A 22,115-nucleotide genomic window follows, 5' to 3' on the forward strand; every position below is an offset into this window, starting at 1 on the left:
TCAAGTTGGATTGCGGCCAAATCTGGCAGCATAGTCCGGAACTGCAGGTAGGTTATTCCAGAACGTAAGTTAATGTAAAGTCATTGTGGTGTTAATTGATATCACACCCCGAGTTAAAAAATAGCCTATACACGGAAGCTAAAAGTGTAGGACAGCAATCTAATAATGCGAAGTGATGTTATCGCTCGTTGTGCAAATAATAGTTGGCTAAAATCAAAAGGAATAATATGAACGAAAATCAACAGCTATCTAATACTTTAAGTTTTCGGCGCGCACCGCTAGCCAAAAGTACTGATTTAACATGGCATATGCATGCGACACAGGAAGTGGAGTATCAGGTTTCAATTGTCAGAGATATATTAAATCTTAAAAATCCATCTTTAGCGCGGGCCTGTGCAAAGCATGTCGATAAAAACTTAAAGGCAAGCATCAAACGCCTGGTTGTTATAGATAAAAAAGTTGATGAAATCTATGGCGAAAAATTCAAAGCTTACTTCTCACATTGGAATTTTGACATCCGTTGGAAAGTTATCTCAGGAGATGAGATTAACAAAAATGTCGAATCAACTATTCTGGTAGCTGAGGCGATGGCAGACGCCGGTTTATTGCGTCGCGGTGAGGTTGTCATCGGTATCGGTGGGGGTGTCTTACTTGATGTCGTGGGATTTGCCTCTAGTCTTTATCGTCGCGGTATACCCTACCTTCGCATTCCAACCACGTTAATGGGTCAGATTGATGCAGGTATAGGCATTAAAACTGGTATCAATCACGGAGATCATAAAAATCGTCTGGGAACCTATTTTGCCCCGACGTCAGCTTTAATCGATCCGTCGTTTCTTAAAAGTCTCAACCAACGTCATATTTCTAATGGTGTTGCGGAAATTATTAAAATGGCGCTTATTAAAGATAAGCCTCTGTTTGAATTGCTTGAAATGATGTCACTGCATCTGACTCCGGAAGCTTTTTCCTCAGAAGATTGCGCAATGAAGGAAATTATCACGCGCTCAATTGCTGGCATGCTGGCAGAACTTGAACCAAATCTCTGGGAAGCAGAATTAGCCCGTTGCGTAGATTTCGGGCATACCTTCAGCCCGTCGCTGGAACTTCTCGCTAATCCGGTGCTGCTGCACGGCGAAGCGGTTGCCGTTGATATGGCGCTGTGCGTTGCGCTTGCTCATGGGCGCGGACTGCTGACGGCAGAAGAGACAGAACGTGCCATATCGCTGATACAAAAAAGCGGGCTGCCAACTTCAAATCCTGTTTTTAATCTCGCCCTGTTGGAAGAAGCCCTCGTTGACACGATCAAACATCGTGATGGATTACAGCGTATTCCGCTTTCTGACGGTATCGGCAACGTCGCTTTTGTCAATGACATCACACGCGATGAGCTTGCTGTTGCGCTGGCGTTCCTCGAAAGTCGCGAAAATTTATTAAGCGGGGAAGTAGCAGCATGACCCAAACAGCCACTGTGATCGATATTGGCGGGACTCACATGCGATGGGCTAAGTGGTCAGCGGATAAAGGTGTGGGTACTCGCAAATCCATAACCACACCGAGCTTTCATCAGCACCCTGATATGTCAGTTCAACAATTGCAACAGCGGCTGGTGAAAACAATAACTGAAATTCCTGCCTGCGATCAGGATAAAACAGTGGGCATTTCTTTTGGGGCGGCGATGAATCATCGAAATGCAACGGTTTATGCCTCAGCGCCGCTTTGGGGAGCGCACAATGTACCCTTTGATCTTCAAAGCGAGTTGATTCGCCTGCGGCCTGATGTCAAATGGCATGTCGTTAATGATGTCACAGCCGCCTTGCTGCACGTTATTACCACGCCACTGTGTGCCCAGGACCGCAAAGTCATGTTGGTGACAATTAGCACCGGGATTGCTGCGCGCACTATAGACAGAACGACAAGGCATATTCCTTTTGACTCCTGTGGCCTGCAAGGAGAAATCGGTCATCTTCCGGCAACCACGAACCTGGATGGCGAGGCGGTGCATTTGCTGTGCGACTGCGGTGAATTAAATCACCTCTCTTCGTTTTCGTCGGGGCGCGGTATAGCAAGAATGGCGGATCTCTTTAAAGTTCGGCAACCGCAGCAATGGGCTGGTTCGATGCTTGGGCGAACAATTGAAGAAGGTAACAATTTTGAACAGGCCTTCATCAAGGCACTGCATACAAATGACCCGGTAGCGAAAGCGCTGCTCAGGGCGGTGACATTACCTGTTGCTGATGTTCTTCGCACTGCACTCTGTCTTGACCCGGATTTAGATAAAATTGTCATCACCGGAGGCGTTGCAGTTTCGCTGGGTGAACACTACAGATCTGCGATTCTAGAACATTTGCGCACTGCGGGTTTGTACCTGACCAGCCATCTGGATTTTGACTGGATAGCAACACGTATTGTGGTAGCGCCAGCAGACTGTCTTGCTGGCGCGGGGGTTGCCGCTACCTTTGGAGCCTGGCAATGAGTCAGTGGCACAGAGCGTTAGTTCGCCATGACGGTAAAGTCGTGGTGATGGACAGGTCAACCCGCAAACCAGAGGGTTATGAACTTACAGTCAGCCCTATATACGCAGGTTTATGCGGAACAGATATCCAGATGTTACGCGGACTTCGTGATGATCCTAGCCTGATCCTCGGGCATGAAGGTATCGCACGTGTGACTGAGGTAGGCAAAGATGTCCCGGCCAATCTGGCACCTGGAACGCTGGTTTGCATCAATCCAACGCATCGCAGCGATCCTGCATTTCTGTTGGGTCACAATGTCGAAGGCCTGCTCCAGGAAAATGTACTGATTCCTGCGATCGCAGTACGCGATGGCCTGGTTATGCCGCTGAGCACCGTTCACCATTCCGCGACGGCGACCCTGCTGGAACCGCTTGCGGCGGTACATTATGCCTTTGAATTATTGTCAGACCACAACCCAGACACGCTGGTGGTATTTGGTGATGGTGTAATAGGCCATCTGGCAGTTCGGGCTGCGGCTGACAAACTGGTGGCTGGAATACGCATCCAGCATCTGCACCATACTGAACAAGGCATGGCATGGAGCAGGCGTTTTGAAGCGGGTGCTGCACAATGCGTTTTGAATAATGCAGCAGGTACGGCATTACTCTCTTCACTTTCGGAAGGTGCACGTGTTGCGGTGCTGATCGCTACGCCACGTAATGCGACTCTGGCGTGTCTCGAAACTGCACTCCGCTACATTCGTGGAGAAGTCAGGATAAATTTACTGGGGGGGTTACCAGCAGATGCTGCTACGCCTTTGTTACCTGGTGTCCTCTTAAGTCAAATCAGAGCAGCGAATTGTGGCGGTAAGCCCATGCCCGGTGTGGTTCAGACACATCAAACCAATCATGCCAAAACCGTCCAGCTAGTTGGCCAGCGTGGCGTAGCTAACCGTCATTTGAGAAGCGCTGCAGAGGAACTAATGAAACAGCCTGAACGCTACAGTTCTCTCATTACGCATACTCTTTCTCTGGAAAAGGCCGCTGATGTGATGACGCACCTTGCATCATCAACGGAGCGACAATTCGATGGTCGCAGGTTAATAAAACTTGCGGTGCAATTCAGCACGGAAACTTAATAAGAAGGAGCAATTAAATTATGTCTATAACGGGTCGTCAGGCGCTAGTGGTTGGAGGTTCAACCGGGATTGGCAAAGCGATAGCAGAAGCCTGGTCCAGTGCCGGTCTGGAAGTCACAGTTCTCAGTCGGAATCCGCCATCAAACCAGGGGAAAATTCGCTGGATGTCAGTAGATCTTATGGACCATCAGGCTGTACAAGCAGCGCTGGCCGAGGCCGCCACCGGTCCTTTGCAGGCCGTGTGTTATGCGGCTGTGTACTATGGTGATCGTCGCTCTTTATTTTCAGAGACCGCGTTAACCGAATGGCGCCAGCAACTTGAGGTCAATTTAAACGGGCTATGGTTGACGCTGCAGGCAACGTTACCTTCGCTACGTCAATCGTTGCCGGGTCTGTTTCTGAATGTCTCTTCTGAGGTGGTATATAACGGTGGGCCCGGGCGTTCAGGTTACGCCGCAACGAAAGCGGCTTGCGCTTCACTGATTGACTCGCTGAGCCAGGAAGAAGATCCAGCAAAGGTCCGCTTTATTTCTGCGCTTCCAGCAGGAATGGTTGATTCTGCGGGCATTCGCCGTCGCCGTCCATCTGATTTCGATTACTCAGGTTACATGCGACCGGAGAGTTTTGACCGAATCGCGGTGGAGCTGATCACAAATCAGAATCAGTTCATCAATGGTGCAAGCTTAATGGTTCAGGCCAATGGCCACTGGCAGCCTGTCCAGGAAACGAAACCAGCATCACAGAGCGATCGGAGCAGGCTGTGACGCCGATGAACATTGGTTTAGCAGACTGGCGACTGCCTGTGAGTGGCCGGGATGCCATTTACCTCGCTGCTGAGGTTGGCGTTGAAGGGATTCAGCTGGACCTGGGCGGACCGGGCAGGTCGCCATGGCTGGACAATCCGCAAACATTGAAAGCCATAAGTGAAGCACTTACTGAAACCCAGGTTCATTTACTGGCTGTGTCGGCAAATGTACTTAATGATATTGGTCTGTGTGCTGAGCCAGCCAGTTCTGCGTCCCGGGAGGTAAGAAATATTATCTCCAGAGCTATTGATACCGCTGATAAGTTGGGAGCAGGGCTGGTGTTTTTTCCCAGTTTTCGCCGCAGTGAGATCACTAATCAGACTGAATTAGTCAGAACGGCAGAGGTATTACACTGGGCGTGTAGCCAGGCACTGCAACGAGGACTTTTACTGGCAACAGAAAATGTGCTTAACCCTGACAATTTGCTGAAACTTATCCGAATGGTTAATTCAGCCAACTTTCGCGTGGTTCTTGATACAGGTAACCCTTTAAAAGTAGGGCAATCTCCTCTGGGTGTAGTAAAAGTGGCTGCAAATTTAATTGCTCCGCAAATACACATTAAAGTTATGGATGAAAATTCGCCACTAACGTGCAGCGACCAGATTATTCTTGACGTTATTAACTCGCTCAATAACAAAGAAAGTTTCGTCAGTACGTTAGTCCTGGAAAATGACTACCGGGATGGCGTTATTTCACGTCTTAAAAGTGATATCTGTTGGTTGAAAAAATACGCGATAAGACCCTCGGTTACCCAAAACAGGTGCGGGGGTTCTGAGTTGATGCAGAAGTATGATGGGTGATTCCGTTGAGAGATTGAACGTCAGCGAATTTTCTTAATTGTAAATGTTATTTGGCTGGTTCTCATTTAAATGAGGTTTTTTTCCTGCATTTTAATAATGTCGTTACTGTCAGGTTAATAATTGGGTTTCGACATAAAAATTTTCGAGGAGTTTATTTATGCCTATCACGCTATTTGCGCTGATGTTAGGAGTCTTTTGTCTGGGAACAGCGGAAATTATTATTTCAGGGCTGTTACCTGTGGTGTCATCAGATCTGGCGGTTACTCTCCCAGATGCCGGCCTGCTGGTAACGGGATACGCATTAGGCGTAACGATAATTGGCCCGTTTGTTACACTCCTCACTTCCCGTGTTCCTCGTAAGACACTGGTTGTGGGCTTAATGGTGCCATTTATCATTGGCAATGTATGGGCGGTACTGGCATCTGATTATGAAATGCTGATGGCGGCGCGCATTCTCACGTCAGTAAGCCATGGGACATTTGTGGCTGTTGCCTTCAGCCTCGCCGCTACGCTATCTCCCCCCGGTAAACAGGGCTCCGCCATGGCAAAAATTGCGCTTGGCTTTAATCTTGCAAACGCGTTAGGCGGGCCTTTGGGCACGTTCATTGGCCAAAACCTTGGCTGGCGTGCGACTTTTGTGGCTATCGTGATTGTTGCCATGATTTCAATGGCATTGATTGCAGTATTTATGCCAGCAAAATTACCGCAGGCTGAACAGTCTAAACCCGGGGCAATGCGTCGTGAATTGAGCTCGCTGGGCAATCCGACGTTTATCTTTGCGGTGATTACAACGGTGCTGGCACAAGGGGCCGTATTTACAGCTTCGACCTACGTTGTGCCACTGTTAATGGACATCAGCCATTTCTCACCTTCTGCCGTGTCCGCGCTTTTAGTCGTCTTCGGTATCGGTGCGATCATGGGTAACTTCGCGGGCGGCAGACTGGCGGATAAACACGTGATGCGCGGTGTGACAATAGTACTGAGCAGCCTGGTCATTGTGCTGGTTATTTTCTGGATGACCAGCGTGGTGCCGGTGCTTTCAGCGATCACTCTTTTCCTGTTCGGCGCAATTGGATTTTCAATTATTCCTTCCCTGCAGGCGCGCATTCAGTCACTGGCAGTTGCAGCTCCGACGCTCGCGCTGTCAGTAAATGTCTCAGCCTTTAATCTTGGTAACGGATTAGGTGCCTGGATGGGTGGCACTGTACTTGATTTTGGTTTCGGTATTCGCGCAGTCCCCCTGGCCGCAGCCCTGCTTGCGGCAATTAGTCTGGTTATCACTTTGTTTGCATGGCGTCTCAGTCGTCAATCTCTTACGCCGGCGCTTGAATCGTAACCGGTAAATAAAAATAATGTTTGCCTTTCTACCCGTGGTTAACGTTAGAGAGGCAACAATCTTATTGAATTTTGATTTCAGGAATGAACATGTCTTATTTACCTACGACGTATAAAACAGCTGAACTCGCGAATGGCATTGTCAGAAACGCCACTAAAAAATTTCCACGACATACCCTCAATGAAAATAGTGTCGTTATACGGCCAGACTATATCGGTATTTGTCGTGCAGACGTCAAAGAAATCATAGGCTCACGGGACGTTCCATCAGACAGGGGGCCTCTTTTTGGTCATGAGTTGGTAGGAACAGTGGTATTTGGCGGCACGAGTAGCGGATTTCAGGAAGGTGAACTGGTGACTTTCAATCCCAACATTACACCAGACCGAACCACAGGTTTTGCGGAATACGTGTTTATTAATGGCTCTGCAGAGCAACTGGACCAGGCCGTCATCAGAGTTCCTCAGCAAGATATTATCCATCACATCTGGATGCCAGAGCCCATGGCATGCATCGTTCATGCAACTCAGAAATTGTTAACGCTCACTAAGGCCACAGATCTGCAGGGGAAAAAGGTCGGTATAATAGGGGCCGGTTGTTCCGGGACCATGTTTGCAATGTATGCGAAACATTTAGGTGCGTCAGTTGCCATTTTTAACCGGGGCAAAATGAGACGTGATTTCGCGCAGGAAAAACTACTGCTGCGTGAAGATGAAATTTTTTCACTAGATAACGCAAAGGATCATGCAAACGAATTTGATATTGTCATGGTTGTATCGACTATTGTCTCACAAGATATACTGGCAATGGCCGCTGATCTAACTGCCAGTAGTGGTACTGTGTTGATCTACGGAGGAACGCGTGAAGGTGATAAATTTCTGACCACCGAGGTTGATATAGATATTATCCGAAGAAAAGAGCTCATTCGGGAAACCGAGTATCAGGGGCAAGCTTTACGGATTTGCGGCGCATATGGTTGTTACAAGGAAGATTATGAAGAAAGTTTTCGCCTTCATGCCAACTATCCACAGCAATTTCCATTAGAGAGTCTGGTTTCCACTGTTATTGAGTTTGATGATTTCGCTGATCTTGTGATGAGAGTAGCCGCTGGCGAGCATGATTATCCGGGTAAAGTCGTGGTAAGAATAAACCTTGAATGATGTTATTCATTGTCAGGGAGAAATTTATTGTGCAGAACTGATCTGCATCACTTAATACACCCCAATATAAGTATGCCTTCGAAAATTCCTATTTCGCTCATAGCGGACAGGGGAAACAGTAACAAACAAAAAGCGCCAGCTGTGCAGGCAGCTGGTGGCTCACCATTCAGGAAAAAACGAGGCTTAAGGAGATTAATGTTCACGCTAATTCCGGGCAGCGCTGGGCGCAGAACTTAAGGTGAAGCGTGAGGGCGATCAAATCGTCTTTTCACCAGTACCCGGATGAATGATAGCGGGGAGCCAAAGTGCCGTGCGCACGACCTGCAGCCGGTAAATCTATTCACGGATGAAAAGGGAAGAGATCCGTTCGCAGGCCGTGCGGCTGATGAGTGTGATCCGGACATAATTGCCGTGCCAGACCTGAGTGATAAGTCTCTGGCAATCTGGCAGTCGGTAAGAGCCGCAATGCCCAGGGTGAGACCGGTAGAAAAGCCATCACCAGGCAATTTTTACGCTACCTTTTGCCCGTTAAAAGCGGCCTTGTCTCAAATCGCAGCTTCTAAAAACTCAATAAATGCCCGAACTTTCGCATTAAGTGCCGAACGTTCGGTGACGCAGGCATAGATATTCATCGGCAGGGACTCAACGCTGCTCTCGCCATTGTGCCCTGACCAGTACAACGGTCTTAACTGACCACTGTCTATCAACGGCTGAGCAACGAAGCTCGCCAGACGAGCAATGCCGCCCCCGTTGACTGCTATTTTTGCAATAATATCAATATCATCACTGATGAAGCTGGGGTCAGGTTTTGCATTGACAGGTTGTCTGTTGACCATAAACGTCCATGGCAGAAACCGTCTGTCGGTTGGATAGCGGAAAACCAGGCAGGCGTGCTGGCTAAGTTCTGCGAGTGTCTGAGGCGTGCCAGCACGGTCAAGGTAAGCGGGAGCTGCGCAGAATATAAACGGCAATGACGCGATTTTTCTGGCGATCAGTTGATCATTCAGCTGCGCCTCAATGCGGATACTGACGTCGACGCCTTCCAGCCGATGATCGACGTTGCGATCGGTAGCGCTCAGTTCGATATCTATATCGGGGAAGGATGCTTTGATAGCGGGCATAAGGGTGGCCAGAACGTACCGACCAAACGCGGCTGTAGTAGCAATACACCGTGGTCCCTGCGGTTTGGTTTCATTGGCCGCAGCCTGCGAGGCGAGTTCTATCCGGCTGGTAGGATTGACCGTTCAGGGGCACTAAGACCTGAAGAACGGGCATGCGATTTAAAAACAAAATTGCAGATCATTATTAGTCACGTTATGGGGGCAACGCTGAATGATCAGAGCGTCCTGGACTGAGGTGCGATCCTCAGAAAAGCCGGCAGGGGAGGGCGCGGTGCCTTCAGCCACGTGACGTGTTTACCGGGCAGGGAAACTGCCTGATGTGATCACCCGCAAAGCGCCTGATTATCCCGGTGGGTCAGGGTTAAACGTAACGACAGGTAACCAGGTTTTAGTTTTATCCATTCTGGCAAGGCGTCAGATTTTAACTGGCTATGCTGGTAGGTAGCTGGAACACGCCAGTTATTACATGGAGAAATAAATATGAAGAAGTTAACGTTCGGCATTATGGCCGCTGGCCTGCTTTTCAGCATGAGCATGCAGGCTGAGGCGAAGGGATGCCTGAAAGGCGCTGCTGTTGGAGGTGTCGCTGGCCATGTTGCGCATCACGGTGTTGCAGGTGCTGCTGCCGGCTGCGCTGTCGGCCATCACATGGCTAAGAAAAAACAAAAAGAAGCAGAGAGTCAGCAACAAAGTCAGAAATAACAGCCGTCATCGTCTGTCACAGCCTGCTTTAAATTAACCCCGGTCAGCCGCGACTGATTCCAGTCAGACTTCAGTCGCTGGCTGGCCAGGCTTTAAAACCACGGAATGGCATCAGGCAATGATGAAGGCATATCCGTTATGCATTGCCGATAAAGTGAGGCGCGGCCAGGGCAGGAGAACTAACAGCCTGCTTACCGAGGCTTAACCCGGTATTACCCGTCACTGTGGAAAAACGCATGCTGAACCTCCGCTGAGTGCTGTCGGTATCCGACATCCTCCCTCCCTTGATAAGGCGTAGCCCGCCAGCCCGGACATTTTCCGCCGCCGGGCCAGTTGTGAATTACACTGGAAAGTAATACTTCATTATTTTTGAGGCTATCAGGGATGGTGCAGAATTCGGGTAACAGGCGCCGCAGCGTAAATACAGCCAGAGTGTGGCAGGACCATCAGGATATGGTCAGACAGGCGCTATCGGTGAGCATTCCGTGGTTTGCCTTTGTGAATGTCAGCTTTGCTCTGATCATTTTGTTTCGCCATGTTCTTATTCGTGACTTTGACCTGTCGATCGGCGCGCACGCTGACATATTGCCGTTAATAGATCTCACTGCGGGTGCGATTATCGCGCTGTCGCTGCTGTTACTCCTTATCGTTTACCGTCGACCTGCGCGCTTAATAACGTTAAGCGCGGTGTTATTGCTGATTCTCGGTGCGATGTGGAGTTATTGTAGCTACTGCTTTATCGTCTGGTGGCAGCTGCCTTTTGCCTGGCCGCTCAGCGTCATTCTCATGCTCACCGCGCTGGCCGCGCTGTATTATCATCCTCCCGCCTTATTACTTTTTATCGTCCCTCTATGGCTGACCGCGCTGTTAGCCAGCGTGCTGCTTAACCAGCGGCTGAATATCCGCTTTTTACTGGTCTGGCTAACGCTCACCGCCATTCTTATTTATGGTCGCGTTATCCTGCAGCGCTGGTTTGATGAAGCCTGGTTACGTTATCAGGAGAACCGGATGCTGATTGCCCGGCTTGATGTTATGGCACATCAGGATGCACTGACCGGCACCGCGAACCGACGGCTGATGGAACGCTTTCTTGATGATGCTCTGCGGCAGGCCGTGCCGTTTGCGCTGATCATGCTCGATGTGGACTATTTCAAACGTTATAACGATCACTACGGCCATCAGGCGGGAGATGCATGCCTGGCGCAAGTGGCCGATGTTTTGAAATCATCCGTTCGGACGCCAGCGGATCTGGTGGCGCGTTACGGGGGCGAAGAGTTTGTGGTTGTGCTGCCCGCGGCCTCTGTGGATGAAGCTGCGCGGGTTGCTGATCGTATTCAGGCAGGCCTGGGTGAAGCGGCACTGCCACATGCTGCCTCAGCAGTGAGCGAAACGGTTACCGTCAGCATGGGCATCGCGCTGTCAGCCAGTCGGGATAGCGTAGCCAGTGTGATTGCCAGAGCGGATGAGGCGCTTTATCGGGCAAAACAGCAGGGCCGTAACCGGTGGCTAACGTAAACCCGACTTAACCTGGTGGTGAAGGGTTCGTGATATCTTTATGCGCCGGCGGCGCAAACCAGTCCGAGGTTGTCACGGTAACCGGCTGCTCAGGCTGGCTGATAAAATTCGGTGACATAATCTGTACGCCAAATTCACTGAACACATCCTGTATATGGCCGTGGAGCAGGCTCCTGACGCCGGCCAGCGACTCTCCCGGTCGGAGCCGGACCTGAAGCTCATACGCCACATACCAGTCCTGAAGTGCCAGCTGGCGCACCAGCGGCGCGATGTCGTGATTAATACCGGCGGTGCGGCTGGCAGCCAGTTCCAGCATCGCCTCAACCTGTCGCCACGGCGTGTCGTAGCCAATGGTGACGCTGGTGGTCATATTGACCCCTTCGCCTTTTAGCGTGGCGCTCAGATTGACTATCCTGCCGCTGACCACCACCGCATTGGGCACCGTGACTTCATAATTCTCGCGGGTCAGAATTTTGGTGGCCAGCATGCCCACTTCACTGACCACGCCCTCATGATCGGCAATCCTGATCACTTCCCCTTTGCGCAGTGCCCGCGAGTAGGTCAGCACCAGCCCGCTCATGGCATGGTTCATCACGCCAGCCGAACCCAGCGTCAGCATCAGGCCGAAGAACACGCTGATCCCTTTGAAGGCCAGCGAATTGGCGCCCGGCAGGAAGGGATACGCCGCTGACAGCGCGAATAACCAGATGACCACGCCGATCAGTTTACGTGTCACCCCCACCGTGTCCGGATGCAGGCCCGGCAGACGTAACTGTCCGGTCTCAACCCGCCTTAGTACCAGCCTGATTAAGCGCGTCACCAGCGCCGTAATCAGGACGATGATGACGACAATCAGCAGGCCTGGCAGCGCAGAAAATATTGCCATCCCCAGACGCTGCAGCAGGCCTGTTGCATACCCGCCCAGCTCCATGCCCCAGATCCTTGTCCAGGGAAACAGCCGCAATACCCAGCTCACCCAAAGGTAAAAGGCCACGAAGAAAGCCGCGGTCAGCAGCGTGGCATACAGCCGTACCTCAATCGGACCGAGGAAGGCGCGCAGTGCGCCGGGGATAATGCTTTTCCGCTGGGTGCGTCGGGCGGCATAGCGCCGCTTCAGCCAGCCATAGGAGCGGATGGCAAACAGCATAAACAACGCCAGCAGCATCGCGCCCGCCAGGCTCTTCACCGCAGAAAGCAGAAGATAACCGGAAGAGTATTGTTCTCCCAGTGAGAGGCGCAGGGCATCCAGCCGCAGCCGGATGCGTTCCGCCGCCTGCGCGAGTGACAGGTCATCGCCTTCATCCAGATCGCCCTGCGCCAGCAGCATAAAGGGTTTGCCGTTAATTGAAAAAAGCACAGCCGGCTGCCGGTAACGCGTCACGTTATGCGTTTCTACCGGCTGCGTCAGGTCATCATCATTGAGCGATCGCAACAGCGTCACGATCCGCTGTACCCGTTCTTCGGGAGTGGTGAGGCCAAATGTTGCCTGTAGCATCACAACCGGCTGATTGAGCAGGTACAGGGTGCGTGCCTGCTCCTGCGGCGATGGCGCCTGACGCGGTTCCGCGCCGGTTGCCCCCTGCGAGGTGAAAAACATCAGCCAGCAGGCTAAATACACCAAAGGTTTGAACATTTCGCCTCCGCAACGGTTTCATTGCCGGCCGGGCTGAGCTTCAGCCTGGCAGCCACTCTTCATCAGCTACTCAAACTGCCAGGTATAAGAGACCAGAAAGCGCGAGTCCGGATCGTCCAGATAGGTATTGTTGTCCATAACAAAAGTCAGCAGGTTAACGGAACTGTGGGCGTCAAACCGGTATCCCATCCCCAGCCCACCGAAGTACCCACGGTAATTCTCACCCTCATCATTTTTCGAGCCATACGATCCTGCCGCAAAGCCGAGTATCGTGATGTCCGGCGTCAGGGGCCGCAGCGTGAACGCGCCCAGATAGCCGCTGCTGCCGGAGGTGGTGATGGTGCTGAAACCATACTCTGAGGGAATCGCGTCGGCGAACTGAGGCGCTTTGCAGTCAGCCGGATTACCGGTACTGCAGCCGGTTATCTCCCCGGTGTTATAGGTATAGCCAGCCATCGGGAATATCTGGAAGCCTGCCGGTTCAATGCCGAAATAGCTGAGCGGGACGAAGGTGCCGACAGAATAGTTGGTCTGGGTAGCACCGTTGGTGTACTCGTTTTTGCCAAAGTTAAAGTTGATAATTCCCACCGGAAACAGCCAGGAACCGCCAATCCGCCATTCACTGGCATCGCTGTTAACCCGCGCATTCAGCTTCTTCGCCTTATCCAGCGCCACCGAGCCGGAAAACGAGAGATTGCTGTCGTCCAGGTCGTAGGTATCTGACCATGAGACGCCTGCTTTGGTGGTCACCTTTGTTGGATCGTCATCCAGCTTGTCGCGCGGCTCGTTAGTTTCCGCGCTAACGGCTCCCTGGCTGAGTGCCAACATCCCGAGAATCCATGCCTTACCAAAATGACCTGACATAGTCACACTCCGGCTCACGTTTAATGGGTTTCCCGGAAGCGTGGCTGCCCCAGGCTGTTTTCGTCATTCAGGACAGTTAACCTGGCTCAGGAAGGTCTGATAACGCGGCTGATTATTTTCAGACAGCGCTTTCACTGCTGACAGCACGGCGGAGTTATCATGGGTACTGTTCAGGAAGCGAGCCCGTAACTGTTCATCAGATACAGACGCCGGTATCTGACATTTTTGCCGCAGCTCATCGGTGATCTTCTGCTGCCTCAGCGCAAAGGCCAGATTTTCATAGGCGGAATTAGCCAGTGCTGCCGTTGGTGACAGCAGCAGCGTTACCAGAATCGGTATCAGGTATTTCATGCATGCCTCCCGGCCCGTTTTGGCCTGTTTAATTCCGGATAAACCTCTTATTTATTGCTTTGATTCGCGGCGCATTGCGCAGGGTCAAACACCGTTTTCCACTCTTTTTTCATGTCGACAATCACCCAGTTCTTTTGGGGTGCCAGTCTGAGACCGCTGATAAGCTTGCCGCTGGCGGGCGGATGCGCGTCGTAGGCATATTCGCGCGCCGCATCGGTGTGATGAACCAGCAGACCAAAGGTTTTATAGGCCGGATTGGCGGAGGTGTACTGCAGCATCGGCACATCGCCGTCGCTGTTACCAAATGCGCCGACCGGACGCCGCCCCATGAACAGATGAATGGCGACCGGCTTCATCGCTTCGTCATCGTAGAAAGCACCGTTCATGGTTTTTCGCAGTTGCGTGCCATTATCGGTCAGAGAGAATTCACTCAGCGAAAAGGAGCCGACAACCTGTTCGGGTGGAATGCCATACATTTTTTCTGCCAGCACGCGCATAAAATCGATGCCGCCACCGGATACAATCCAGGTTTTGAAACCGTTATCGCGCAGGTAATCCAGCAACTGGCGCATCGGCTGATAGCCAAGCTGGTCATATCGGCAACCGAAACGCACATGCTGATGGCTCCCGACCCAGTTGCTGACCCGCTGGCTGAATTCCTCCGTTGTCATACCGCTGTGCGTAAGGGTCATCAACTGCATCAGCCCCTTTTTGCCCGACTGCTTCACCGCGTTCAGGTCGTTGTTAATGACCGCCTGCACTAAGGCATTGTCATTCCACTCCGGGTGTTGCGGGGCGAGGCGTTTGATTTCATCAATCACAAACTGCAGCTGAAAGGTCAGCGGCGCTTCCGGCCACAATGTGCCGTCATTATCAAACACCACATAACGCTGACTGACAGGAATGAAATCTTTGCTATTCGATGAGGTGGTTTCCTTTACCCACTGTTCGATAGCCTGTTTTGCGTGGCCGTCATTCCATGCGTTAAGCGGATCGTCTGCCGCGAAAGCCGAACTGAGATGAGCCGTTATCAGCAACGCCAGCAAGGGTTTTAGTTTCATCATTTTTGCCTTTTGGTGGGAATAAGGTCGGGCAGCGGGACGATCCGCCAGTATTTACGCAGACGCTGAACCAGCCTTTGCAGGCTCTGACTAACAAGGTGTCGGGAAAAGAAGCCCGCGAGCATCAGCAGCAGCACGATCGCTGCTGCTGTGAGCCATGGCAGCCAGTTGACGGGCGAACGGGCTTTCAACGCCTGTTCACTGCCCGCCGGACGTGCAGCGGCAAGGGTGTAATGGGCACCGGGTAATTCAGCCAGCTGCCACTGGTGCTGGCGCGTATCCCACCAGCGCAAACGCAGCGGGGGGATCACCAGTTCACCGGCCTGAGAGGGCAGGTAACGCAATCGTTCTTCACGCTGCGCGCCGACGATCTCATCCCGTCCCTGCGTCAGATTGCTGTTTACCGGCGGCAGACGCTGCGCACCGGAACCGGGAATGGCATACAGCAGTTGCGGGATTTGCACGGCAATCACATCAGTGGCACGCACTGTCACCACCCGTTCAATGACGTCACCGACGTGTAACTGCTGATCCTCCATGGCGCGGTAGATGTGCCATTGCTGCGAAAGTTCAAGCGTGCTGGCGGGTAGGAAACGGTCCGGCTGACGCACGTCGGCGGGCCAGCTGACCGTTTTCTCCAGCACCGGCAGCGACACGGTTTTGGGGGGCTGATTCGCAGAGATCATCACCATATCCGCAGCCGGAAAACGCAGCGTGCCCTGATCCCATGCCATCACCTGGCGTTCCATGCGGATACCACTCCAGCTGATACCGTCGCTATTACGCGTTACCAGCTGATTGGGCAGCGGCGTGTTAAGCAGATTGCCGTTTTCAATCACCATCTCCGGCCATTGCGGCGGCGGATTAAACCAGCTGTCGGTCCAGAAAGTCACGGCAACGGTCACCGGCTGGCCCGGCACCAGTTGATCGGGTGCGACCAGCTCACGCGTCATGGCCATTTCGGCATGCACCGGCTGACTGAGCAGCAACAGCAGGCAAACGAGCAGTCTCTTCATGGTGCCTCCGCCGGGGCTGAACGGTAGAGATTTTCCAGTAATCCGCCGGGTGAAAGCGTGAGGTTGCTGTACCACTGTTCCGCCGAAGGCGGAGCCCCGGCGATCGGCTTGATATCCAGCTGGTTCACCCCCTGATCGGGTTTGAGATCGTGCTTAATCGCATCAGGATCCTCATCCTTCTGCTCATGCTGATCGGCCTGACGATCGCGTTCTTTTTGCCGCAGTTGCATGATGATATGCGCAATTTTCGCCCGGTTTTGCTGAGCCATTTCCCATTCAGGCCGTAAACTCAGCGCCTGATCATAACTGGTCAGTGCCTGCTGCCAGGATTTCTGTTGCGCGTAGCAGTTGCCGATCCACAACAGACTTTCCGCGCTGGCCGGAACCTGACGAAACGCTCCCAGTGCCGCGACATAATCTTCTGCGTAATAGAAGGCGATGCCCCGCCGTAACGGATCCTGAAAACGTTCGGCGGCGGCCTGATAGTTCCCGCGGTCAAAGGCAAACTGACCCTGCACATCGGGGCGAACCCACGCGTCGAGCAGTGCCGCTGAACTGCCGGGTGACCAGGCGAGCAGCGGTAGCATCAGCACCGCCAGGCAGAACAGCTGCTGTCGCCAGAGCAGCAGCAGTAGCAGCATTGGGATGATCAACAGATAGCCGCTGTTCTTCCACTGCAAATCCTGCCGGCTGTTCTGTTGCGCCGTTACGCTCTGCCGGATATGGCCGCTGACCGCGCGAAGGTCATCATCTTCGGCAGAAACCAGCGTCACCGGAATACCGCCATGACTGACCTGTTCGAAACGCGCGACATTGAGACGCGTATCAATACCCTGCGACGCCTGCGCTTCCGGCAACCGTCCACCGTTTGCCGTGCCTGCCACCCAGATCTGTAGCGGCAGGTTTTGCTGCCGCAGCCAGTCAGCGTCCTGCGCGGCAATACTGTCAGCCACCAGTATCAGCGCGCGCGGGGCTTCCGGTGAAGCGGGCAGGTTTTTTAGCGCCAGCCCTATAGCCTGTCTCAGTCCCGAGCCTTCACCCTGTGGCACCAGTGTCGGCTGCTGTGCCATCAGGAACAGGTTATAAAATTCCGCATCGTGGGTTAGCGGGGTGGTGAGCCAGGCACTGGCGCTGTAGACCACCAAACCAAAATGGCTGCCGGGCATTTGCGCCATTAACGCGGCGATCTTCTGCTGCATGCGCTGATGGCGGTCAGGCGGTACATCCTGTGCCAGCATGCTGAGATCCTGCTGCATTATCACCATGACATTGTTTTCGGGCGTGAAGGCGGCAGGCAGGTCGCGTTGCCAGCTCGGACCGGCTAACGCCAATATCCCGAAGCCAAAGAGCCACGGCAGCACCTGGCGTGCGCGTGCGCGCTGACCTTTGATCAGCGCCGCGGCAAACGGTTTTTCCATGACACGATGCCAGGCACTGCCTGAGCGCTGCGCGAAAAAGAACAGCAGCGGACAGAGCAACAAACCCAGTAGTCGCCAGGGATAGAGGAAGTGGAAATCACTCATGCGCGTCGCCTCATCATCGTGCTGCCGATCGAAAACAGCAGTAACAGCAGCAGCGCAACGGCTAACGGCCAGACGAACAGCGGACGATGCCAGGATAAGCCCAGCGTTTTCACCTGTTCCGGCGTCTGCGCATCAATTTGCTGCCAGACCTGCGCCAGCGCATCGCGGTTAGTCGCCGCGCGCCAGGCATTACCGCCGGTAATCCGGGCGATAGTGTCCAGCAGCGCCGTATCAACTTTATCTTCGCCGCTGCTGTTAACATCACCAAAGGCGATGGTATGCACCATAACGTGATGCGCAGCGGCAAGCTGCGCGGCGATGTCAGGCGCCAGTTGAGACGCGGTGTCATTGCCATCGGTCAGCAGAATCGCCATTTTTGATGCGTCAGCGTCCAGGCTGTGATCCAGCAGTTTAACCGCCACGCCCAGCGCATCACCCACTGCAGTCTGCTGCCCAATCATGCCCGGTGCGAGCTGACTGATGCGTGCCTGTAGCGCCTGCTTGTCCTCGCTGATCGGCGCAAAAGGCCACGCCTGGCTGGCAAAAATCACCAGACCGATACGATCGTTTTTGCGCTGGCTGATAAAGGTGCGCACCGTTTGCTGTACCGCCTGTAAACGCGTCTGACCGTCCTGACCGTCGTTTTTATCCATTGAACCGGAGACATCCAGCACCAGTACGATGTTGCGCATCGGTTTTGTTATCGTTTTCGGCGGCATCAGATATTCGGGCCGGGCCAGTGCAACAATCATTAAGATCCAGACTATCCAGAACAGCAGACGGTGACGCCAGCTGGTTTGCGGCGCCGGGGCTGAAAGCTGCAGGGTTTCAGCCAGTGCGGGTAAAAAGGGTACCCGCACCTGTTCACTTACCGGTCGCTTCGCCGGGAGCAGATAGTGGGTAATCAGCGGTAAAAACAGCAGCACGCCCGCCCACGGCCAGGCAAAATCGATCCGTGATAAAAATTCAGACATGGGGCAGCGTCTCCAGCCAGTGGCGCAACTGCGTCGCAATACGCTGATTGACAGCACTTTCCAGTTGATTGTCAGGCTGACAATAACGACGGCACATTAGCGCGCGCAGCTCTTCATCGAGCGGTGTCTGCGCCAGAATCTGTTCCGGCGACCGCCACTGGCTGACCCGGGCCCGCGGGTGTTGCACCAGAAGCACCCGTTTAACCCATGTTATCCAGCCATCCACCTGTTGCTGGGGAAGTTGCTTACGTGCTTCGCGCCGCCAGCGGTTGCGGCGAAAGCGCGCCAGCATGCTCAGCAAGGCAATAAACATTATCAGCAACACGATGACGCCGAGCACCGTCCAGCCTGGTGGTAGCGGCAACCATGAGGCCGCAGCTGGCAGCGCTGGATGCGCCAGTTCCGGAGTGCTAAACCCTTTTGCCAGCATGCGCATCCTCCTGCTGTAGCTGTGGCAGCACGGCCTCACCGGTTACGATAGTTTTCACTGCGATCCCCGCGCGCTGTAGCCGGCGCTGTTGCTGCGACAGTCGCCCGGTAACGCTGTGCTGAATGCGGTCGCTGAGGTGTGAGGTCAGCGTCAGTGTGGTGCTTACCTCATGGTAATAAGCCGCCAGTTCACCGTGCGACGGCAGGCGGCGATGAAGATCGTCAAGCGTGACAAAGGCGGTAATGTCGCAGCGGCGGCGCAGGTGAGCCAGCACCGCATCGCAGCGCGCATCCAAATCGTGAAAGTCACTGATGATCCCCAGCCAGCAGCCTGACGGCAGCAGGCGGACGATACGTTGCAGCGCCTCTGACAGCGAGACGGTTTGTCGGGGATGTTGCGCATAATGGGCGGGAAGCTGCGCGTTCAGACGCTGGATATCGGTGAGAATCGGCATCAGGCTGCGTTTGGGCGCACGGCAGGGATGCAGGGCCAGTTCATCATCACCCAGTACCGCGCAGCCCAGCCGGTCACCATCATGCCAGCTTCGCCAGGCCAGTAAGCCGGCAATGTTTCCGGCCGCCACCGATTTCATCTGAAAACGGGTACCGAAGTACATCTCCAGACGCTGGTCCACCAGGATGAAGACCGGCCGTTCGCGCTCCTCATTGTAGAGGCGGATCCACGGCGAGCGCAGGCGTGCGGTGGCTTTCCAGTCGATCAGCCTGACGTCATCACCCGGCTGGTAGCGGCGCAGGCTATCGAAGTTGAGGCCACGGCCCTGCTGGCGGGAGACACGCTCCCCGGTTAACGCACCGGGGGGAATTTGTCCCGGTGGATTATCCAGTCGCTGTGCGTCACCCGCCAGCGCCATCAGGTCAGCCAGTTCAAGCGTCAGCGGCTTTGACATCACGGCACCACTGCTTTGAGGAGCATAGCGATCGCCTGGTCGGGCGTGCAGTTATCGGCATTTGCCTGATAGCTCAGCAGCAGTCGATGGCGCAGCACAGCCGGTGCGATGCGTTGAATATCTTCCGGTAACACCGCATCACGTCCATCCAGCCATGCGCAGGCGCGGCCACAGCGATCCAGTGCCAGCGTACCGCGCGGGCTGACGCCGAGGCTGATATAACCGGCAAAAGTGTCACTGACCCGATCGGGATGACGGGTCATTTCAACCAGATTGACAATGTACTGCTCAACGGTGGGAGCAACGTAGATAGCGGCGATTTCACGCCAGCATTCGGCGATATCCTGCTGGCTGATCAGCAACGGGTCAGTTTCAGGAGGGGGATTGTCAGGCTGTTTTTGCTGATATTTTGCCTGTTGCTCAGCGCGCACCAGTTGCATCACTAACTGCTCATTTTCTTTCGAGGGGTAATCGACAATTACCTTCATCAGGAAACGATCAAGCTGCGCTTCAGGTAAGGGCCAGGTCCCTTCCTGATCGACCGGGTTTTGTGTTGCCAGCACCATAAAAACCCCCGGCAAAGGCCAGGTATTGCCCGCCACGGTAACGTGGCGTTCTTCCATCGCCTCCAGCAGCGCGGATTGCACGCGGGCTGAGGCGCGGTTGATCTCATCAGCGAGGATAATGTTGCCGAACACCGGGCCAGGACGGAACCGAAACTGATCTTCTTCGCGCGTGGCATTTTGCTGATAGATTTCGCTGCCGGTAATGTCTGACGGCAGCAGGTCAGGGGTGAACTGGATGCGGCGGAATTCGCCTTCGATATGACGAGCCAGTTCACGCACCGCACGGGTTTTCGCCAGACCCGGCAACCCTTCCAGCAGTACGTGACCGTCACACAGTAAGGCTACGATCAGCATTCGTACCAGCTCCTGCTGTCCGATGACCTGTTTATTCATACTGGCTTCCAGCGCCAGCAGCTTTTCACGATTAGTCATTATGCAGGTTCCACCGTCTGTCGTTTCAGCAGCGTCGCGATGCCAACCAGCATCGGCTGCGCATAGCTAAAAAAGGCTTTGATGCCGGGACAGAGATAATTCATCCCCGTTTCACCTTCCTCGCTTCTGACGATGCGGTTTTTTGGGCATTCGCCGTAACAGAGTTTCAGGTAGGGGCAGCGTTTGCAGGCTGCGGGCAGCGTATCGCGTTTACCCAGGCCAAAAGCCTTTTGTCGCTCGGAAAAGGCCATGTGCGCCAGCTTAGTACTTTGCACATTGCCTAATTTGTATTCGGGATAGACGTAGTGATCGCAGGAGAAGATGTCACCGTTTTTTTCAATCGCCAGCCCTTTGCCGCAGAACTCTGAAGTGATACAGATCTGCGCCGGCATGCCCATGGTCTGTGCCACCGCGGTTTCAAACAGGTTGACCTGAACGCGGCCTAAATCGTTGTTTACCCACTCTTCGAACACCGCAATCAGAAAGCGGCCCCAGTCATCCGGATCTACTGACCAGTCGGTGACAATTGAATCAAGGTCGCCGGGTCTGGCGCGACGGGTACCGATCACCGGTATGCTGTCATCCCGCCAGAACTGCGGCGCGGTTTGTTTAAAATCGACCGGCTCAACGCAGGGATTGAACTGGATGTAGGTGGCACCCAACTCGCGGGTCAGAAAGCGGTAGACCTCCAGCGGGAAGCGGGCATTGGTGCGGTTGACGGTGACTAAGGCGTTAAACGGAACCTGATGTCGTTTCAGCGCAGCGACACCTTCCATGACTTTCTCAAAGGTGGGTTTTCCGCTGCGGGTAACGCGATAGCGATCGTGCAGCTCAGCCGGGCCATCAATCGAAATGCCGACCAGGAAATTATGCTGGCGCAGGAAGCGCGCCCAGTGGTCATTAATCAGAATGCCGTTGGTCTGCAGATCGTTTTCAATGCGCTGACCCGGCTTCTGATATTTCTTTTGCAACACGACAATCTTTTCAAAATACTCAAGTCCCATCAGGGTCGGTTCACCGCCCTGCCAGGAGAACACCACCTGTTCGCCATCCTGGCTGTCAATGTATTGCCGGATGAAGGTTTCCAGCACCTCATCGCTCATCCCGCTGTGTCTGTCCTGTTCCAGAAGCTGTTCTTTATGCAGGTAAAAACAGTAGTTACAGTCAATATTGCACCGCGATCCGGTGGGTTTTGCCATCACGTGAAAACGGCGTGTGTAAGCCGGCCCTTTGCCACTGAACTTTTCCGCTGTCGGGAGCGGTTTAACCGGCAGAGTAGTGCTGTACTTCATGAACGCCTCCTGATAACCGGGTGAAGGATGTCACCCGG

20 protein-coding genes and 1 pseudogene are annotated in these 22,115 nt (G+C 53.6%); 9 read left to right on the top strand and 12 right to left on the bottom strand.

All coding sequences use genetic code 11. The features are described from left to right. The first annotated feature begins 227 nt into the window (after positions 1–227). The 7 genes from AC6I8D_RS04825 to AC6I8D_RS04855 all read left to right on the top strand — a co-directional run bounded on the left by AC6I8D_RS04825 (position 228) and on the right by AC6I8D_RS04855 (position 7,690). Positions 228–1,454 (top strand): sedoheptulose 7-phosphate cyclase, encoded by a 1,227-nt coding sequence (locus AC6I8D_RS04825; protein ID WP_497819716.1) that lies wholly within the window; start codon positions 228–230, stop codon positions 1,452–1,454. Beyond that, positions 1,451–2,473, top strand: coding sequence for an ROK family protein (locus tag AC6I8D_RS04830; protein ID WP_312053528.1), 1,023 nt, complete (start codon positions 1,451–1,453; stop codon positions 2,471–2,473). The genes AC6I8D_RS04825 and AC6I8D_RS04830 overlap by 4 nt, the downstream gene beginning before the upstream one ends. Then, positions 2,470–3,591, top strand: a complete 1,122-nt coding sequence (locus AC6I8D_RS04835) for an alcohol dehydrogenase catalytic domain-containing protein (protein WP_497819717.1) — start codon at positions 2,470–2,472, stop codon at positions 3,589–3,591. The genes AC6I8D_RS04830 and AC6I8D_RS04835 overlap by 4 nt, the downstream gene beginning before the upstream one ends. 20 nt (positions 3,592–3,611) lie before the next feature. Continuing rightward, positions 3,612–4,355, top strand: coding sequence for an SDR family NAD(P)-dependent oxidoreductase (locus tag AC6I8D_RS04840; protein WP_497819718.1), 744 nt, complete (start codon positions 3,612–3,614; stop codon positions 4,353–4,355). 5 nt (positions 4,356–4,360) lie between these two features. After that, positions 4,361–5,197 (top strand): sugar phosphate isomerase/epimerase family protein, encoded by an 837-nt coding sequence (locus AC6I8D_RS04845; RefSeq protein WP_497819719.1) that lies wholly within the window; start codon positions 4,361–4,363, stop codon positions 5,195–5,197. Between the two features lie 157 nt (positions 5,198–5,354). Further along, positions 5,355–6,533, top strand: a complete 1,179-nt coding sequence (locus AC6I8D_RS04850) for an MFS transporter (RefSeq protein WP_497819720.1) — start codon at positions 5,355–5,357, stop codon at positions 6,531–6,533. Between the two features lie 89 nt (positions 6,534–6,622). Next, positions 6,623–7,690, top strand: a complete 1,068-nt coding sequence (locus tag AC6I8D_RS04855; protein ID WP_497819721.1) for an alcohol dehydrogenase catalytic domain-containing protein — start codon at positions 6,623–6,625, stop codon at positions 7,688–7,690. A 545-nt stretch (positions 7,691–8,235) separates the two neighbouring features. Here the strand turns inward: AC6I8D_RS04855 and AC6I8D_RS04860 are convergent. Beyond that, positions 8,236–8,913: pseudogene (locus tag AC6I8D_RS04860) on the bottom strand (substrate binding domain-containing protein); the annotation flags it as partial. A gap of 378 nt (positions 8,914–9,291) precedes the next feature. Here AC6I8D_RS04860 and AC6I8D_RS04865 point away from each other — a divergent pair. After that, positions 9,292–9,513 (top strand): hypothetical protein, encoded by a 222-nt coding sequence (locus AC6I8D_RS04865; protein WP_497819722.1) that lies wholly within the window; start codon positions 9,292–9,294, stop codon positions 9,511–9,513. Between the two features lie 384 nt (positions 9,514–9,897). After that, complete coding sequence (locus tag AC6I8D_RS04870; RefSeq protein WP_497819723.1) at positions 9,898–11,028, top strand: GGDEF domain-containing protein; 1,131 nt, start codon at positions 9,898–9,900, stop codon at positions 11,026–11,028. A 7-nt stretch (positions 11,029–11,035) separates the two neighbouring features. Here AC6I8D_RS04870 and AC6I8D_RS04875 read toward each other — a convergent pair whose 3' ends face one another. The 11 genes from AC6I8D_RS04875 to AC6I8D_RS04925 form a co-directional block, all read right to left on the bottom strand. Beyond that, on the bottom strand, positions 11,036–12,661 hold the full coding sequence (locus AC6I8D_RS04875; RefSeq protein ID WP_497819724.1) for a mechanosensitive ion channel family protein: 1,626 nt from the start codon (positions 12,659–12,661) through the stop codon (positions 11,036–11,038). Positions 12,662–12,727: 66 nt separating this feature from the next. Next, positions 12,728–13,525: a hypothetical protein gene (locus AC6I8D_RS04880; RefSeq protein ID WP_312053542.1), complete on the bottom strand. Its 798-nt coding sequence runs from the start codon at positions 13,523–13,525 to the stop codon at positions 12,728–12,730. A gap of 63 nt (positions 13,526–13,588) precedes the next feature. Then, positions 13,589–13,876, bottom strand: coding sequence for a YicS family protein (locus AC6I8D_RS04885; RefSeq protein ID WP_312758169.1), 288 nt, complete (start codon positions 13,874–13,876; stop codon positions 13,589–13,591). A gap of 47 nt (positions 13,877–13,923) precedes the next feature. After that, positions 13,924–14,937 carry an HAD family hydrolase gene (locus tag AC6I8D_RS04890; protein ID WP_312053739.1) on the bottom strand — a complete coding sequence of 338 codons (1,014 nt, stop codon included), beginning with the start codon at positions 14,935–14,937 and terminating at the stop codon, positions 13,924–13,926. Next, entirely contained in the window at positions 14,937–15,953 is a 1,017-nt protein-coding gene (locus AC6I8D_RS04895; RefSeq protein WP_497819725.1) for an oxygen tolerance domain protein, read from the bottom strand. Before AC6I8D_RS04895 ends, AC6I8D_RS04890 begins: the two co-directional genes overlap by 1 nt. Next, on the bottom strand, positions 15,950–17,476 hold the full coding sequence (locus AC6I8D_RS04900; protein WP_312053547.1) for a vWA domain-containing protein: 1,527 nt from the start codon (positions 17,474–17,476) through the stop codon (positions 15,950–15,952). Before AC6I8D_RS04900 ends, AC6I8D_RS04895 begins: the two co-directional genes overlap by 4 nt. Continuing rightward, positions 17,473–18,450, bottom strand: a complete 978-nt coding sequence (locus AC6I8D_RS04905; RefSeq protein ID WP_497819726.1) for a VWA domain-containing protein — start codon at positions 18,448–18,450, stop codon at positions 17,473–17,475. Before AC6I8D_RS04905 ends, AC6I8D_RS04900 begins: the two co-directional genes overlap by 4 nt. Further along, the gene (locus tag AC6I8D_RS04910; RefSeq protein ID WP_312053549.1) at positions 18,443–18,880 is read right to left on the bottom strand and encodes a DUF4381 family protein; all 438 of its coding nucleotides are present in this window, start codon (positions 18,878–18,880) and stop codon (positions 18,443–18,445) included. Before AC6I8D_RS04910 ends, AC6I8D_RS04905 begins: the two co-directional genes overlap by 8 nt. Further along, positions 18,861–19,787, bottom strand: coding sequence for a DUF58 domain-containing protein (locus tag AC6I8D_RS04915; RefSeq protein ID WP_312053551.1), 927 nt, complete (start codon positions 19,785–19,787; stop codon positions 18,861–18,863). Before AC6I8D_RS04915 ends, AC6I8D_RS04910 begins: the two co-directional genes overlap by 20 nt. Then, positions 19,787–20,785: an AAA family ATPase gene (locus AC6I8D_RS04920; protein WP_497819727.1), complete on the bottom strand. Its 999-nt coding sequence runs from the start codon at positions 20,783–20,785 to the stop codon at positions 19,787–19,789. Before AC6I8D_RS04920 ends, AC6I8D_RS04915 begins: the two co-directional genes overlap by 1 nt. Then, the gene (locus AC6I8D_RS04925; RefSeq protein WP_312758162.1) at positions 20,785–22,077 is read right to left on the bottom strand and encodes an anaerobic sulfatase maturase; all 1,293 of its coding nucleotides are present in this window, start codon (positions 22,075–22,077) and stop codon (positions 20,785–20,787) included. The genes AC6I8D_RS04920 and AC6I8D_RS04925 overlap by 1 nt, the downstream gene beginning before the upstream one ends. Positions 22,078–22,115 lie beyond the last annotated feature (38 nt).

It is taken from the genome of Pantoea sp. X-Soil-MYKO-1785 (assembly GCF_059730675.1).